This window comes from Flavobacterium sp. KACC 22761, assembly GCF_034058155.1.
Lineage (GTDB): Bacteria > Bacteroidota > Bacteroidia > Flavobacteriales > Flavobacteriaceae > Flavobacterium.
The window spans coordinates 4,335,527-4,353,948 of sequence record NZ_CP139148.1; the positions used below are offsets into that span (position 1 = coordinate 4,335,527).

General features: G+C 37.1%; 7 protein-coding genes. 1 reads left to right on the forward strand and 6 read right to left on the reverse strand.

Features of this window, described 5'->3' with window-relative positions; translation table 11 throughout:
- Position 1: 1 nt before the first annotated feature.
- From SCB73_RS18560 to SCB73_RS18575, 4 genes are all read right to left on the reverse strand, one after another.
- A complete protein-coding gene (locus SCB73_RS18560) occupies positions 2-850 on the reverse strand; it encodes an outer membrane beta-barrel protein (protein WP_320567673.1) in 849 nt (282 codons plus the stop codon).
- Between the two features lie 40 nt (positions 851-890).
- Positions 891-7,484 carry an MBG domain-containing protein gene (locus SCB73_RS18565; protein ID WP_320567674.1) on the reverse strand — a complete coding sequence of 2,198 codons (6,594 nt, stop codon included), beginning with the start codon at positions 7,482-7,484 and terminating at the stop codon, positions 891-893.
- A gap of 228 nt (positions 7,485-7,712) precedes the next feature.
- Positions 7,713-8,828: a helix-turn-helix domain-containing protein gene (locus tag SCB73_RS18570; protein WP_320567675.1), complete on the reverse strand. Its 1,116-nt coding sequence runs from the start codon at positions 8,826-8,828 to the stop codon at positions 7,713-7,715.
- A 295-nt stretch (positions 8,829-9,123) separates the two neighbouring features.
- Entirely contained in the window at positions 9,124-9,741 is a 618-nt protein-coding gene (locus tag SCB73_RS18575; RefSeq protein WP_320567676.1) for a hypothetical protein, read from the reverse strand.
- 258 nt (positions 9,742-9,999) lie between these two features.
- Between SCB73_RS18575 and hmpA the strand changes: the two genes are divergently transcribed.
- Entirely contained in the window at positions 10,000-11,211 is a 1,212-nt protein-coding gene (gene hmpA, locus SCB73_RS18580) for an NO-inducible flavohemoprotein (RefSeq protein WP_320567677.1), read from the forward strand.
- Between the two features lie 265 nt (positions 11,212-11,476).
- On the opposite strand, the gene SCB73_RS18585 is transcribed toward hmpA, so the two are convergent.
- Both SCB73_RS18585 and SCB73_RS18590 read right to left on the reverse strand, forming a co-directional pair.
- A complete protein-coding gene (locus SCB73_RS18585) occupies positions 11,477-14,695 on the reverse strand; it encodes a serine hydrolase (protein WP_320567678.1) in 3,219 nt (1,072 codons plus the stop codon).
- Positions 14,696-14,799: 104 nt separating this feature from the next.
- Positions 14,800-18,306, reverse strand: coding sequence for a golvesin C-terminal-like domain-containing protein (locus SCB73_RS18590; protein ID WP_320567679.1), 3,507 nt, complete (start codon positions 18,304-18,306; stop codon positions 14,800-14,802).
- Positions 18,307-18,422 lie beyond the last annotated feature (116 nt).

Here is an 18,422-nt window from a genome sequence, read left to right on the forward strand (position 1 = left end):
CTTACTTAATTTCCTTTGGTTTTATAAATGAAAAACCTAATTTAATTTGTAACCCTGCAGAAAAATAATTGCTGTTTTGTACTATTGTTTTATTACTCGAAACACCATTTGCTTGTGTATTTTCGATTCCTTTTGGGTCATACAAAACGATATTGCTGTTATCTGTATTTTTTGCTAGATCAGAAAAACCGTAATCAGCAAAAACACCTGTATAAAGCTGTAAATTTTCTTTTAGCTTGAAAGTTAAACCTGTTTCTAAACTTACCAAAAACGAAGTCTTAAGATTTGCTGCTGTTTTATCTTCCCAATTATCGACTTTCCCAAATCCATGCGAAGGCAAATCATCAATAACAAGATCTGAATCTGGATAATAACCGCTTAGCTGTAATTCATCGGCAGAAGCTTTTATATTTTGTTTTCGTGGAAATAAAACCTTTCCGCCAAAGCCCAAATACCATTGTGATTGGCTTGAGATTTCTGTTCTGTATTGCAAAAGAATTGGAATAGCGAAAGAAACAAAATACTGTTTTTCCTGATAATTTTTCGGTGAAACTCTGTATTCGAATGCCGTCATTTGGTCATCTACTTCATAAGAATTGATAGTTGTTACTTCATTCAACTTAAACGTATTTTGATTATACAAAACATCTATTCCTGTATTAATTCCCCAATGATTATTTAAGAAATAAGTATATCCAATTCCAATACCTCCGCCAGCTTTTAGATTCCCATTTCCTTCAGAACTTTCATAAAGAATTCCTGATGAACCCCCACTAAGTTTCATATTAATTTCCTGTGCTTGCATCGAACTACATAATAAAAATATCGCGATTGCTATTTTGATTTTCATTTTGATTTTGATTTTCATTGATCTTAAATTAAAACTCATTTTACTTCACCAAGACATTAATTGTTTTTTTCTCACCATTTGATAAAGTCAGCATTACAACATAAATAGCAGTTTGAGAAGGTGCAATTATCTGATTCTGAGTTTTTACATTAGAAACTGTTTGAATTAATTTTCCGTTGATATCAAAAATATCAATAACGGCACCTTTGAGTTGTGCTTCACTAAAATTACATTCTAAAGTAAATTCACTCGAAGTTCTTACCGGGTTAGGATATATTTTCATCTTATTTGAAAATACTTGATCTTTTATTTCAAACAAACAAGATTTAATTTTATTTCCGTTTTTATCTGTCGCAATAACATAATAAGCCCCATTTAAAGCTTGATTTTCGCTGAAATATTGTCGCGTTGCGCCAGAGATTGCAGTTCCGTTTTTATACCATTGCCAAGAAACAAAATCTTTGTTTTTATTATCAAAGAAAAGAACATCAGACCAATGCTGCGTTATAAGTCCGCCCTGCGTAACTTCTACGGTTTTTATAACTGCCACAGCTGGATTATGATTTTGATCTCCATTCTGAGATGCTGTAATTAATGTGCTTCCCGAATTTTTTATCACCAAATTATTACCTGAAACCTCAGCAATATTACTATTCGCAACCGAATAAGTTATTGGCAAACCACTATTTGAAATTGCATTAAGATTTAAGTTGTTTTCGGTTTCACAGCCAAATTGTAACTCTTGATTCCACGTAATCAGTTGATCAGCTTTAGTGATTTCAAAAACACTGCTTTCAAAAACAATTCTATAATTTTCTCCAGCATCAATTGTTCCAGCATTAATTTTGTACTTTCCAGCATTTTCACCAGATTCTCTTGAAAGAACTCCTCTAATAATTGTATTTGTATCACCATTTACAAGTCCTGAAACAGTATAGCCAAAAACTGGATCATTTGTACCAAAAACTTTCTGATGTCCTGTTGAAGCAGTAATCGTAAGAGTATATTTGTTTGTGGTGAAACTAACTTCATTTCCGTAAGCTACAAATCCATTACTGTTTATCGCATAAGCTTTTACATAATATTTTGTATTTCCTTTTAAATTAGTCAACGTTGAAGTAATTGATCCCAATGAACTGCCTACAATAATTTTGTTATCTGTTATCATCGGATTTGATTTAAGCGAATAAACAAATCCTGTTTCTGCTAAACATTTTCCATCACTTTTTTCCGAAGAAATTGTTCCAGAAACTACTGCTCCAGAAACTGTTATATTTGTTGTAACTAATGTATTTACCACAAAAGGCGCAGGTTCTTCAATTACTATTGTTTTTGAAATAGAACAAGAATTTGCATCGCTAATGGTTACAGAATATGTTCCCGCTGTAAGTCCGCTTGCAGTTGCTTCGTTTCCTCCTTTTGGCGACCATAGATAAGTATAAGCTCCTTTTCCTCCGCTCACATTTACAGATGCAGTTCCATCATTTCCATTATAACAAGTTACATCCGTTTTTGAAGTTATAGCTTCAAGCAATGCTGGCTCAGTAATTGTAAAACTCTGTGTTGCTGTGCAAGAATTTGCATCAGTTACAGTTACAGTATAAGTTCCAGCGCTCAGTCCTGAAGCTGTAGCAGAATTTCCTCCAGATGGCGCCCAAGAATAGCTGTATCCCGGTTTTCCTCCGCTTACGCCAACTGTTGCCGATCCTGTATTTGTGCCATTACAAGCAATATTGGTTTGAGAAACTGCTGTCGCTATAAGAGCATTTGGCTCTACAATTGTAAAACTTTGTGTTGCTGTGCAAGAATTTGCATCAGTTACAGTTACAGTATAAGTTCCAGCGCTCAGTCCTGAAGCTGTAGCAGAATTTCCTCCAGATGGCGCCCAAGAATAGCTGTATCCCGGTTTTCCTCCGCTTACACTAACTGTTGCCGATCCTGTATTTGCGCTATAACATAATAAATTAGTTTGTGACGGCGTAATTTTTAATACAGAAGGCTCAGTAATTGTAAAGTATTTTACAATTGAACAACCATTTGCAGAAGTTATCGTTACCGAATAACTACCAGCCGCAAGATTGCTTGCAGTATTACTTGACCCACCAGTTGGTGCCCAAACATAGGTAAAAGGACCCGGCGCTCCAGAAGGAATTACTGAAGCGGATCCCGTATTAGCACCATTACATAAAATATCGTTTTGCGATGCTACAGCAGTCAAAGTGTTAGTTGTGTTAATTACAAAATGTTTAGTAATGGCACACCCATTACTGTCTGTAATTAAGCAAGAATAACTGCCATTATTTAATCCCGTTGCTATCGCTGTTGTTTGACCAGAAGGAGACCATAAATAAGTATAAGGGGCTACTCCTCCACTCACACTAACAGCCGCTTGTCCAGGCGACATGCAGGTTGCATCTATTTGACTTGTTGTAGCGCTTAATACTGCAGGCTCATCAATTTCGATTGATTTGGTAATAAAACAACCATTAGAATCGGTAATTTTACAGCTGTAGATTCCAACTGCCAAACCAGTTGCAGTCGCTGCCGTACCGCCTGAAGGTGACCATAAATAAGAATATGAGCTACTGCCTCCAGAAGGAACTACCGTTGCCGTTCCAGTTGCTCCACCATTACATAAAACATCAGTATGAGAAATTGATGCTGTCAAAACCGGTGGTTCATCTATAGTAACACCAATGGTGTATGTACAAGTATTTCCATCTTGAATTGTTAACGTATAATTTCCTTTAGAAAGTCCAGACGCAGTAGCGGTATTTCCTCCAGCAGGCGCCCAAGAATAAGAATATGCCCCAACTCCACCAGAAGCTGTTACAGTTGCAGAACCATTTGATCCTCCATTACATGAAACATCTGTTTTTGTTATGGAAGCAGATATTTGAACCGGAGTACCAACAGTAATAGTTTTTGTCAATGTACATCCCTTTGAGTCTGTTATTGTACAAATATAATCTCCGGCACTAAGTCCTGTTGCCGTTGCTGATGTTCCGCCGAAAGGTGCCCAAGAATAAGTATAATTTGGACTCCCTCCTGACACATTTACACTTGCACTACCATTTCCTCCTCCAAAACAACTAACTGCAACTGATGCTGTTGTTGCTGAAAGACTTGATGCAGGTTGAATAATTGTAAAACTCTGCATTGCTGTACAAGAATTTGCATCGGTAACGGTTACTGTATAAGTTCCTGCAGTAAGACCTGTCGCTGTTGCTGAAGTTCCTCCCGATGGAGCCCATGAATATGAATATGAGCCTGTTCCTCCAGTCACACTTACCGTTGCAGATCCAGTTGCCCCCCCATGACATGCAATATTTGTCTGAGAACCTTTTGATGCTACAAGTTTACTTGGTTCTGTAATTGTAAAACTCTGCATTGCTGTACAAGAATTTGCGTCGGTAATGGTTACTGTATAAGTTCCTGCGTCAAGTCCTGTGGCTGTTGCAGAAGTTCCACCAGAAGGCGACCAAGAATATGTATATACTCCTGTTCCTCCGCTTGCGCTTACTGTTGCTGATCCAGTTTTTGCCCCATTACAAGCGATATTTGTCTGAGTCACCGCTGTTGCTGTAAGCTTCGCTGGTTCAATAATCATAAAACTCTGCGTAGCTGTACAATTGTTTGCATCAGTCACCGTTACTGTGTAAGTTCCTGCTTCAAGTCCTGTGGCTGTTGCAGAAGTTCCGCCAGATGGAGCCCATGAATATGAATATGAACCCGTTCCTCCAGTCACACTTACCGTTGCTGATCCAGTTGCCCCTCCATGACATGCAATATTTGTCTGAGAACCTTTTGATGCTACAAGCTCATCTGGTTCTGTAATAGTAAAATTCTGGGTTGCTGTGCATGAATTTGCATCAGTCACGGTTACGGTGTAGATTCCTGCGCTAAGACCTGTTGCTGAGGCATTTCTTCCACCGGAAGGAGACCATTGATAGGTATAATTTCCTGCACCACCTCTTACAAATGCAATAGCTGACCCATTGGCTGTTCCTTTGCAGGATGCATTTGTTTGTGAGGAAGAAATAACTAGAGCATCAGGTTCTGTGATAGTAAAACTCTGCGTTGCTGTACTTGCATTTGCATCGGTCACTGTAACTGTATATGTTCCAGCAGTTAGTCCTGTTGCTGTAGCAGAACTTCCTCCAGAAGGCGACCAAGAATATGAATATGCTCCTGTACCTCCGGTTACGCTAACCGTTGCTGACCCTGTTGCTCCTCCATGACAGGCAATATTTGTCTGAGAAACTTTCGATGCTACAAGTTCATCGGGTTCTGTAATAGTAAAACTCTGCGTTGCAGTACATGTATTATCATCGGTTACTGTGACTGTATAAGTTCCTGCGCTGAGACCTGTCGCTGTTGCTGAAGTTCCGCCAGATGGAGCCCATGAATAATAATATGAGCCTGTTCCTCCGGTCACGTTCACTGTTGCTGATCCTGTCGCTGCTCCACGACTAGTAATATTAGTCTGAGCGCCTTTTAATGCAATCAAAGCATCTGGTTCTGTAATGGTAAAACTCTTTGTTGCTGTACAAGAATTGGCATCGGTCACCGTAACTGTGTATGTACCTGCAGCAAGCCCTGTTGCTGAGGCATTTCTTCCACCATAAGGAGACCATTGATAGGTATAATTTCCTGCACCACCTCTTACAAATGCAATAGCTGACCCATTGGCTGTTCCTTTGCAGGATGCATTTGTTTGTGACGGAGTGATAACGATAGCATCAGGTTCTGTGATAGTAAAACTCTGCGTTGCTGTACAATTGTTATCATCAGTTACGGTTACGGTATAATTCCCTGCCAAAAGTCCTGAAGCTGTTGCTGCACTGCCTCCAGATGGTGCCCATGAATAGGTATATGATCCTGTCCCTCCACTGGCACTAACTGTTGCTGATCCTGTATTTGCTCCATGACAAACGATATTTGTCTGTCCCGCTGCTGTCGCTGTTAAGGCATCAGGCTCTGTAATTGTAAAGCTTTTAGTTACTGAATTATAATATGCATCGTAAACAGTTACCGTATAGGTTCCCGCAACAAGACCAGAAGCTGTTGCACCATTTCCTCCCGAATGATTCCACCAATATGAATATGGCGCAACTCCGCCAGTTGCGCTTATTGTTATTGATCCTGTATTTGCTCCATGACAGTCAATATTATGTTGCGAAACTAGTGTTGCATCAAGTGCATCTGGTTCGGTAATAGTAAAACTTTGTGTTGCCGTACAGTTGTTTGCATCCCTGACAGTTACTGTATAAGTTCCTTTAGTAAGAAAGTAAGCTGTCGAATCAAACACATATAGCCCAGATGGTGTCCATGAATAAGAATACGGTCCCACTCCCCCAGTTACTGCCACAGTAGCAGAACCATCACTTCCACCAATATAAGATACATTCGTTTGTGATGGAGTAATAACGATAGCATCGGGCTGAGAAACTGAATATGTACTTGTTTTTTCGCAGCCAATTGGGTTGGTAACAGTCACCGTATAATTTCCGGGTGCAAGTCCTGATCTATTTTTTGTAGTTATTCCATTACCCCAATTATAAGTATAGTTTCCATTTGTTGGAACTGTTAAAGTGATTGCACCATTGTTTCCTCCATTACACGAAACATTAGTAATAGATGCTGTATGTTCAATCAAATTGAATTTTATATTCCCCCTAGACTGCCCTCGTTCTTCTGCAATTCTAAATTCAACCTTACTGTTACTATCTAAAAAACCCTGCCAAACATTTGTATGTGACTCGCAACAATTATTGTCTCCAAATACTTGTACATCATCAATAAACAATCTCACCCAATCATCGTGCATTGGAATATCAATTTGATAGTATCCGCAAGGAAATCCTTGTCTTTTTGCACTCCAAGAATGATCATCACCATTTACTTTACATCCTTGGTAACCCGCAACTGAAGACGGAACGTCATAATCTTCGAAATAATCCTCCGAATTAAAACTTAAAGTATTAGCCGTAAAATAACCGGAATAGTCTGCTTGCCAAGCGTCACCGCTTACAGCTCCTTTATTCCAAGCATATACATTCCAAGAATTATTGCCATAAACTGTCGGGTCACCTACTGAAGTTGTAGGAGCGAGAATAATATCAACTGTTCCAAGGGTCGAACAATAGGTAACATTGTCCGTTACTCTTACCGTATAACTTCCTGCCGAAAGCCCTGTTACTGATTGTGTAGTTTGTAATGCTGGTGTATTCCAAAGGTAGCTATAACTTCCAGATCCACCTTTTACCGCTACTGTTGCTGAACCATTTACTGCACCAGTACACGAAGCATTTGTTTGGACTGCAATTGCTTTTGCCTTTTGAAAACATTCACCTATCCCTATATTAGCAAAAACCATATTATGATTGGAGTCCATTACTTCTACATAATAAAGCCCTTGACTTAAATTAGATATTGTTTGAGTACTTTGCCCATTTGACCACGAATATGTGTAAGGAGGAAATCCATTCACAATATTGGCCGTAATTGATCCAGTTGGCGAATTAGAATCTATATCCGTCTTAGTCAAGACAACTTTCATTTGCCCAAACATATTGGCTGAGGCAAAAAGAATAAGAATAAATGTAAAAATTAAATGTAGTTTTTTCTTCATATTTTGGGGTTAGCTTGTTAACTTATACGAGTTAAAATCAACAAAATAAGCTATGTATATTTCTTAGTAAAGCTTAAAAAAATATACTTATAGCATTTTATAGTTTGCTCGCAAAATTAGGCAAGCGAACAAGCTTAAAAGCACTCCAAAAAGTTTTGACAAAGAAAATCTATAGCCCAAAAAGTTTTTTTTGAGGAAAGAAAAAAATTAAAAAGAGAAAATTAGATTTTAAATTGCAACATCGAATTCCTGCTTTTGCAGTTCCGAAGGCAGAGTACCGTGACACTTTTTAAATGCTGCAGTAAATTTGCTGGTGTTTTCGTACCCAAACTTATACGAAATCTCTTTTATCAAGAATTTGTTTTCAATAATAAGCTCTTTAGCCAACATCATTTGTTTTTCCTGAAAATATTTGTAGATTGGTTTTCCAAAAAACTGCTTAAATTCAGACTTAAGCTTGCTTTCTGAAATTTTAAATTTTTCAGCCAGGAAATCAATTCCAGGAAATTTATCATAAAGATTGCTCGTCAAATAATTCTCAACTTTGTTGATGCTGAATTTATCTTCGTAATCAATTGCAAAATGTTTTTCAAACACTTGCTGATCTCTACAAGTTCTTAAAAACCCGAAAATAAGATTTAAAGTACAGAGTTTAAACTGAAGAAAATCGATATGACTAGCCTCATTATTCATATTCATAACCTCATCAAAAATACCGAAGTTTTTCACCAACTCATCCTTCTCCTCAACGGGCCAAGCAATATACGGCTGGTCAGAGGCTATAAACTTATCCAGTTCAGCTTCTGAAAACAAACTGTTTTGAAGCAAGTTTTTCTGCAACCATTCTTCATTAAAATACAAAGTGATGTATTTGTTATTGGCACCCTTAAAATTTACATCACAATTGCGTTCTTTTGGCTTAAAGAATGTCCAGCTATAATTTGCAAAACACAATTGCTTTTCACAAATTTTCAGATCAATTATTGGCTGACTTGTAACATTATTAAGGCTAAGCATGTAGTAACCTTTATCCTCAATTTTCATTTCTGCCGGGTCATCATAAACGAGATCAAAAGCTACATTAGTTTTATATCTCATTTTAGAATAAATAACCCAAAGTCCTTCTTCTACTTTCTGATAATTGAAACCTCCCGAACAAAATGGCGTATTAGCGTAAACACTCTGTTTTACTCTATCATGCTTCATAAAGGGATAATTAGCTAAACTCTCCACAAGATCTTCCGGAGTTTTACTGCTGTAAGGAAGATGATAGAAGCCATTGCTGTACGTAAAAAAGTACTGCTTAAATTGGTTTAACCATTTTTTTAGTGTTTGTTGGAGCATTTCAAAGCCAAAGATAAAATTTATTTATTTTTTAGCAAACCATCATAAAATTAAAATCTAAATAAAATGCTACTTCAATAAAAAAGTAAATGAATGGAGTCTGAAGACATTTAATAAACCGGAAAATCTGACAATTACGCAGATTACAAATTTTGACTCGGAGACCTTTTTTGCTACAAAAAGCCAAGATCATTTTTCAAGGTATTTCAGAATTGCAAGTTTTGTCCAAGAATGGTAATTTTAAACTTTTAGCCAACTGCTAAAAATCGCATTCGCATTTTTAAAAAGATTAAAACTATGCCAATAAATCGTTCAGTTTAGTTTTTAAAACGTCCGTGCTCTGATGACCAAAATAATGCCCCAAAATATTGTATTTATCATCAAAAACAATAAAGGATGGAGTTCCTTTTAATTGATTGACTGTAAATGTTTCGGCTATTATAGGTATTTCAGAATAATATGACTTTACTTTCTGAATTATAGTCTTTCTTTCAATTTCAGAGAAACTTTCAAAATTGGGAATGGCATTACAGATTAATTCCACCTTATCTGAATTTATAAATTGTTCAGAAGAAATAACATTGTCAAAGGCAACAGGAAAATTTAAGGTTTCTGAGTAAGTTGAAATTCTATAGTTTGTGCGGTAATATTTTAAAGTTTCTCCAACTAATGTTCCGCTTTCTAAAAGTACTTTCAAACTCGCTTCGTTATTATATTCAAAGTCTTCAAAAGCAGTAGCTACTCCAATAAAACCAATTTTATTATTAAATGAACTATAAAGCTCATTCACAATAGGAATTCCGTATATAAAACAACCCGGACAATTTACTTGAAATACAAAAGCAACATTTACTTTATGCATTTTGAATTCTCCTTGAACTAATTTTTTAGTATTTAAATGAAATTTTGACATGACTATTTTTTTATGATAAACAGATATGCGATTGCTGCATTACACTTCAAAATTAATTATGATTATTAAATTACTGATAGTCCAGTTCTTATAATAATCTATACGTTCTGGTTTTGAATGGATAATAGATGAATATTTTCATTCGTATTATGATTTCAATCATAAACTTGAGCTTTGATGGCAATCTAAATTTGTAAAAACGAAATAGCAAAACAATGCTATTCAATTAAATCAAATATTTAATCCAAATATCACAAAATGAATGCAGATCAAAAAGAGCTTATAAAAGCAACAATTCCAATTTTAAGATCAAGTGGCGAAGACCTGACAAATTACTTTTATGCAAGAATGTTCAAACATCATCCTGAGCTTCGAAATATGTTTAATATGGGAAATCAGGCCAATGGAAGACAAAAATCAGCCTTAGCAAATGCAGTGCTTGCTTATGCTGAAAATATAGATAATCCCGGTGTTCTTTTGGGAGTACTTAGAGGAATCGCGACGAAACACAGAAGTCTTAACATTCAGCCAGACCAATACAAAATTGTTGGTACGCATTTAATTGCTTCAATTGGAGAAGTTGTCGGAGAAGCTGCAACGCCCGAAATTCTACAAGCATGGACTGTTGCATTTTATCAGCTTGCGCAAATTATGATTGACCTTGAAAAAGAATTATATATTGAAAACGCTTCAAAACCGGGAAGCTGGAACGGATGGCGAAAATTTGTAATTAAAAAAATAGTCGAAGAATCAGCTGAAATAAAATCTTTCTATTTATATCCTGAAGATGGCAAAGCAATTGCTGATTTTCATCCGGGCCAATTTATCAGTGTGCAGGTTTTTATAGAAGAATTAAATCTGTTACAACCGAGGCAATACAGTTTGTCAAGTGCATTCAATCCTGAATATTATAGAATTTCTGTAAAAAGAGAAAATGGATTCGCTTCAAATCCGTCTGGAATGGTTTCCAATACGCTACATTCTAAATCAGAAGGAGAAATTATTTCAATTTCATCGCCCGCAGGACTATTTCATTTAGAAAAAGATTCTCAAAATCCATTAGTATTAATAAGCGGTGGAGTTGGTTTTACACCTATGCTCAGCATGCTTGAAACTAATATAAACGAGCTTCAAAATAAAAAAACCGTTTGGGTTCATGGATGCAGAAATGAATCGGTTCATGCGTTTAAAAATCAGATTTCAAGTTTAAAGCAAGAAGTAAAATGGCTTGAAACATTCACATTTTATGATACGGTCGAAAATCTAGAAAATTCATCAGATCAAATTTTACAAGGACGTGTGGATCTTCATAAATGCAAAGAGTCTATTTTATTGGATGAAGCTAAATTTTATATCTGTGGTCCAGAATTATTTATTAAATCCCAATATGAATCTCTTATTAATTTAAATATTAAAACAGAGAATATTTTCTATGAAGAATTTGGCCCTCAGTTAATCAATTTAAATTAAAGTGAAGACTGGAATATTCTCGATTAAAAAATCTTGGAGATTAGCTTTTAGAAATTGTATCACAACTTTATTCATAACCTTGATTCTTGCCTGCTTAAACTGTACAGATCGATCGAATTTTCTCTTTTTTTGGATGCGTTCTTGGGTTGTTGCTGGTTTAATTTCTAATTTCTTTTCCTTTTTTATTTTTTCAAATAGAAAATAGTAAAAATTAAAGGCTGTCTCAAAATTGAGACAGCCTTTTTTCTTCTAAATAATTAGAAACTTACTTATTCAAAATAATCTTCTTAGTTGATGTTTTACCATCGGTTATGACTTGAAGTAGATAAATTCCTTGATCAAAATTATTCAAATCAAGTTCTTTTTCATTCCCTTCAAAAGTAGTATTCAACAATTGCTGACCCAAAATATTATACAGATAAACATCTGATTTAGTGTTGTTTTCGAAACTCAAATTCAAAATTCCGTTTGTCGGATTTGGATACACTACCAAGCCTTCTGTAATTTTTACTTCTTCAACATCGGCAACATCCAGCATTTTTCTAGTTCCAGAACATCCAGAAATATAATTGTGCTGAATATCATCAATCCAAACTGTCATTGTATTAGCAGTATTGTTTTGTTTGATGACAATTGCATCCAAAGTTACAGAAGCACCGCCCACAATTCCGTTTCCTGTCGTAATTGTTGTTCCTACTGCAGTTGGCAAGAACCACTCGTAGTAATTCCACGCTCCGTTGTTGATGATTGCTATTGGAGGCAATTCTTCAAGTCCATCGGCATCATCAATCCAAGCCGTAACAGTCGCTCCAGCATTTGCAGTGCTTGTTTTCAGCCAGAAACCAAAAGAGCCCTGATTGCCAACAAACGCCTGATTGTTTGCTGGAGTTCCTCCGCCAGAAAGCAAACGCACCAGCCAGTTTGTTGTTACCGAAGTATTGTCATACAAAACTGCCTTTAAACTTGCAGTACCATTTTTATAACTATCTGTAGCTCTTGCCAAAGTAGAAGTAGTTGCAATACCAACAGTAGAACCAGATGTCGTTGGTACGCTAGTAAATCTTCCTGCAGAAGCTTCAAAAGTTTCCAGTGTAGTTTTGGTATTTGTTCCAACGCAAATTGTCAATGTATAGGTATTGCTTCCGCAAGCATTTGAAGCAACCAAAGTAATCGTTTTTGTACCTGTTGTCGTAAAACTTACCGATGGATTTGCAGCTGTACTTGTTGCAGGAGATCCGTTAGGGAAAGTCCAAGCGTAAGTCGTTGCTCCTGTTGAAGTATTCGTTAGAGTCATACTTTCTCCTACTGCTAATTCTGCCAAAGGAGCTGTAAAACCAGCCACAACAGTTGCTGCAGGATTTACTGTTACCAATCCTGTTATTGTTTTTGTATCAGAACCTACTGAATTTGTTGCTGTTAAGCTTGCATCATAAGTTCCTGAAGTACTATAAGTAACCACCGGATTAGCGGCCGTACTCGTACTTGGCGTTCCTCCTGGGAATGACCAGCTGTAAGAAGTTGCGTTTGTAGAAGTACTAGTATAAGTCACCGTTTGTCCTTCGCAAACTGTCGCGCTTGCTGGCGTAAAATTAGCTACTGGCGCTACATTCTCTGGCAAACAATCCACAAAAGTAAATTTAAAAGCATCAGCAATAACAACTCCTGTTGTACCCGTTGTACGGATTACAACTTTGCCTCTAGAGCCTGCACTGAAATTGTATCTACCTAATGAAACCCAAGTCGCATTATTAGTTTGTTGGTTTACTGTAACGGTAGTTGTTCCGTTTTCGTCAATAATATCTACTGGAACATTTGTTGGACGATTTGTTCCTGCTGTAAAGTTGATGAATACTTCATATTTTCCTCTTTGTGCAATTAAAGGAGTAAAAGTTGCCGATTTAGTTCCTTTTCCGGTATCGCCATCATGAATATAATTTGTACCGATATATCCTGCAGTTGCAGAAGTAGATGTCCAAGCCCCAACCAAAGCCGCATCCAAATTATCTACTGTAATTGAGGTTGTTCCCGGCAAAGTACAGCCGGCACTTTTTGGCGTAAAACTTACCGGAGCGGAATATTTTGAAGTTCCGGTTGCGGCGCTGTAACTTCTGATTGTGTAGTAATAAACAGTTCCGCCAATTGGAGATTCTGAAACTGCTGCATTTGTTGCATTCCAAGAATACGTTTTTGCAGTATTTACAACATCATTTACGACAACTGTGCTATTTGGTGTAGTTGCCGATGTAAATCCGTCTGTATCATTCCATCCCGAATTTGATTTTGAAACCTGAATACGGTAATCTGCTCCTGAAACCGTAGAATCCCAAGCAAAGTTTACTGGAGTATTCACATAAACCTGGCCTGCTGTAGGTGCTGTAGGTACAGGAATATTGGCACTAAAACAATTATTTGTCGCACAATAACTTAGATATTCTTGCTCTACAACATTATAAACTGCTGTTTTAATATTATCCCATAATGAAGAAGGACTCGCATAAGCATTGGTAGTAATTGCGACAGAAACATTTAGTGATGGAATAAAATACATAAAAGAATTATATCCAAGGATTGTTCCTGTATGGCCGTGATATTTTACATTGTTTGAAGAAGTATAAAGTCGCGTTCCTAAACCATATGCAGAATTAAGCGCAGAAGGCGAAATCATTGCATTTATGGAACTTTGTGTCAAATAATTTCCTCCAAAAACTGCTTTACAGTATTTTGCTAAATCGCCCGGATTTGCTACAATGGCTCCTGCCCCTTTTACCGATGTTGGCGAATAATTGTAAGCTCTTGTTCCTTCGGCTAAATTTGGAATTTTGTTGGTCGTTGTACTTGTAAAATCCATAAAAGTATTAGTTAATTCAAGTGGCGAAGCAACCCATTCCTGAATCGCTACATCTAATGTTTTTCCTAATTTCTTTTCGATTAACATTCCAAGCAAATAAAAACCTCCATTAGAATATTCATAAGAACTTCCGGGAGTAAATGCTGCTCCCATATTATTAATGTAACCCACTATTTCGGCATCTGTAAAGATTTTGTCAGGAACGGCGGCATTTATAAAATCCGAGCTTCCGTTTAAATAGTCACCTACGCCAGCAGTATGTTGTAATAATTGTTTAATCGTAATTGTACTTCCATTTGGTAAACCGGGAATTACTAAGTGTTGCGATAATTTATCATTGATATTAAAATAACCCGCTTCTTGCAATCGCATAATTAATGTTGCCGTAAAGTTTTTGGTTGCACTTGCAATTCTATATTGAGTATTCTGCAAAATTGGCGATTGCGTGTATACATTTCCGATACCTGCTGAGGCATATACCATTCCTAAATTTGGAGTAGATACCGCCACGGAAACTCCCGGAAGTCCGCTTCCTGACCATGAGTTTGTAACAGCAGTTTGCAATTTTTGCTGAAATGTTTGCGCCTTTACAAGCATTATGCTGCATAACAATAATAAAGTGTAGTGTTTTTTCATAGCATAACATTTTCAATGATTTTTTAAAAAACTAAACTATAAGCAAACCGATTGTAATAAAACTACCCAAACATTGTAAGTAACGTCTGGGTAGTTTAAAAAGATTACTTATTCAAAATAATCTTTTTAGTTGATGTTTTGCCATCGGTTATGACTTGAAGCAAATAAATTCCTTGATCAAAATTATTCAGATCAAGTTGTTTTTCATTTCCTTCAAAAGTGGTATTCAACAATTGCTGACCCAAAATATTATACAGATAAACATCCGATTTTGTGTTGTTTTCCAAACTCAAATTCAAAATTCCGTTTGTCGGGTTTGGATATACTACCAAGCCTTCTGTAATTTTTACTTCTTCAACATCGGCAACATCCAGCATTTTTCTAGTTCCAGAACATCCAGAAATATAATTGTGCTGAATATCATCAATCCAAACGGTCATCGTATTGGCCGTATTACTTTGTTTGATCACAATTGCATCCAGAGTTACAGAAGCTCCATTAACGATTCCGTTTCCTGTAGTAATTGTTGTTCCTACTGCAGTTGGCAAAAACCATTCGTAGTAATTCCAAGCTCCATTGTTTATAATGGCTTGCGGAGGCAATTCTTCAAGTCCGTCAGCATCATCAATCCAAGCCGTTACAGTCGCTCCTGCATTTGCAGTGCTTGTTTTCAGCCAAAAACCGAAAGATCCTTGATTGCCAACAAAAGCCTGATTATTTGCAGGAGTTCCTCCGCCAGAAAGCAAACGCACCAACCAATCTGTACTAACTGATGTATTGTCATATAAAACTGCTTTTAAACTTGCTGTTCCATTTTTAAAACCATCTGTCGCTCTTGCCAAAGTGGAAGTCGTTGCAATACCCACCGTCGAACCCGAAGTAGTTGGAACTTGAGTGAATCTTCCAGCAGAAGCTTCAAAAGTTTCTAAAGTTGTCGTAGTATCTGAGCCCACACAAAATGTCATTGTATAGGTATTGCTTCCGCAAGCATTTGAAGCTACTAATGTAACAGTCTTTGAACCCGCAGTTGTAAAACTTACCGATGGATTTGCTGCTGTACTTGTTGCAGGAGATCCATTAGGAAAAGTCCACGCGTAAGTAGTCGCTCCTGTAGAAGTATTTGTCAAGGTTATGCTCTCTCCTACTGCTAATTCTGCCAAAGGAGCTGTAAAACCTGCCACAACAGTTGCTGCAGGATTTACTGTTACCAATCCTGTTACTGTTTTTGTATCAGAACCTACTGAATTTGTTGCTGTTAAGCTTGCATCATAAGTTCCTGAAGTACTATAAGTAACCACCGGATTAGCGGCCGTACTCGTACTTGGCGTTCCTCCTGGGAATGACCAGCTGTAAGAAGTTGCGTTTGTAGAAGTACTAGTATAAGTCACCGTTTGTCCTTCGCAAACTGTCGCGCTTGCTGGCGTAAAATTAGCTACTGGCGCTACATTCTCTGGCAAACAATCAACAAAAGTAAATTTAAAAGCATCTGCAATAACAACTCCTGTTGTGCCTGTTGTACGGATCACCACTTTGCCTGTAGAACCTGCACTGAAATTGTATCTTCCTAATGAAACCCAAGTCGCATTATTGATCTGCTGATTTACGGTAACTGTAGTTGTTCCGTTTTCATCAATAATATCCACAGGAACATTTGTCGGCCGGTTTGTTCCTGCCGTAAAGTTGATGAATACTTCATACTTCCCTCTTTGAGCAATTGATGGAGTAAAAGTCGCCGATTTAGTTCCTTTTCCTGTATCGCCATCATGAATATAATCTGTACCAATGTATCCTGCTGTCGCAGAAGTCGAAGTCCATGCTCCCACCAAAGTTGCCGCTAAATTATCAACCGTAATTGAGGTTGTTCCTGGCACAGTACAGCCAGCGCTTTTTGGCGTAAAACTTACTGGAGTTGAATAATTTGAAGTTCCGGTTGCAGCACTGTAACTTCTGATTGTATAATAATAGACAGTTCCGCCAATTGGAGATTCTGAAACTGCTGCATTTGTTGCATTCCAAGAATATGTTTTTACCGTATTGACAACATCATTAACCACTACAGTACTATTTGGCGTAGTTGCCGATGTAAATCCGTCTGTAGAATTCCATCCCGAATTTGATTTTGAAACCTGAATACGGTAATCTGCTCCTGAAACTGTAGAATCCCAAGCAAAGTTTACCGGAGTACTCACATAAATTTGGCCTGCTGTAGGCGCAGTAGGTACAGGAACATTTGTTGTACTTCCAGCAGCAATTTTAGCTAACAAAACATTCCAACGAGCCGTTGTAAGATTAGGGCAATCTGTACCTGTATTTACGTCATTATGACCGTAAATTCCACGGTTTCCATTTGTTACTCGTCTTGTTTTTGGAACACCAGCTCTATCACAAACATCAATTGCTAAAGCCGCCGCCGCATTCAACATTGGCTGGCTATCCCACATTGATAAATTTGTTGCCAAAACTTCATGCTCTGTACTCACTCCAGCTCCATTCCACTGTGGATATCCTGAAACTCCTTGCGAATAAGCACGATCAGCTTCACGAACAACCTGCGAAATCTGACCATCAGAATTACGAATGCAATAGTGTGCAGAAGTTGGGGTTGTTCTGCTACAATCATTAAAATATGAAATAGCGCCTTCATAAGTACCTGTTGCCATATAGTGTACGAAATAATAATCAATACCATAGCCATTACGCCCTACCCCATAATTACAAGCTGTAATTCTTGATAAAGCTCCTGGATAATCAACCGCCATAACTGCTTCAGCTGCACTTGTTTTAGCAGTTGAACTTTTTGAAGTTTTAGATGAGGGAATTGTTACTGTATTTCCTTTGATGTCAATAATTTCTTTCCAAAGTGTAACGGTTTTTGAACCGTCTTTAATTACTTTAAAAATACGTTCTGCCAATGAAGTTTTCATCGCTTCATCTTTCAAACCAGTTAATTCTCGGGTTGCATCGAACCAATCTTCCAAACTTTTTGGATTTGCATTTTTCTGATAACTTTTAAGCAAAGCCGCCGCCGCTCGAATATTAGTTTTAGCATCAGTCTTAATCGCTTCTGGAGTAGATTTGATTAATTTTGCACCTTCAGCAATCTGGTTGTTGTAATTGCTTTCAATCAATCCCATTACGCCCCAAGATCCGTAGAAAGAGGATGACACTTGTGCCCAGTTACTCTGCACTTGTCCTACTGCCATCAAAATTTCGACAGGAACACCAAATTCTTTGCTTGCTTCAGCAAAATATTTCGTCATTGTCAGTACAGAAGGATGGGGTCTGTTTAGATATTCTTTCAAAAGTTCTCCATTATGTTCGCATTCTAAATCCTCATGTTTTTCAGTTACACCCGGCTTGCTGGTTACGGCATTTTTTTTATTTGTTAATGCCAAATAATCATTCATATCTCTTTGCAGAAATACTTCACCATCAGGTTTAATTTCTTTTTTAATCGAAGATTTCAAATATTTGTCGGCCAAAGAATAGAGTTGCGCATCACTTGGCTTTTTGGAGTCTGGCGTCGTTTGCGCCAAACCGGATACAATACTAAACAAAACCATAATTGTAGCAATTTGGTTTCGTAGGTTAATAGGTTTGTTTTTCTTCATACTTTTTGTTTTTTGTTAATAAATAGCTTACGATAGTGTGGTTAATAGTAAGAAATCACATGAAAAAATATTTATTTAAGCATAAAAGAACCGCCAGTAAATTGGCGGCCCTTTTA

Excerpts from the sequence above, each read along its gene's own strand:
- SCB73_RS18560 (WP_320567673.1), bottom strand. The coding sequence starts at position 850 with ATGAAAATCAAAATAGCAATCGCGATATTTTTATTATGTAGTTCGATG.
- SCB73_RS18565 (WP_320567674.1), bottom strand. The coding sequence starts at position 7,484 with ATGAAGAAAAAACTACATTTAATTTTTACATTTATTCTTATTCTTTTT.
- SCB73_RS18570 (WP_320567675.1), bottom strand. The coding sequence starts at position 8,828 with ATGCTCCAACAAACACTAAAAAAATGGTTAAACCAATTTAAGCAGTAC.
- SCB73_RS18575 (WP_320567676.1), bottom strand. The coding sequence starts at position 9,741 with ATGTCAAAATTTCATTTAAATACTAAAAAATTAGTTCAAGGAGAATTC.
- hmpA (WP_320567677.1), top strand. The coding sequence starts at position 10,000 with ATGAATGCAGATCAAAAAGAGCTTATAAAAGCAACAATTCCAATTTTA.
- SCB73_RS18585 (WP_320567678.1), bottom strand. The coding sequence starts at position 14,695 with ATGAAAAAACACTACACTTTATTATTGTTATGCAGCATAATGCTTGTA.
- SCB73_RS18590 (WP_320567679.1), bottom strand. The coding sequence starts at position 18,306 with ATGAAGAAAAACAAACCTATTAACCTACGAAACCAAATTGCTACAATT.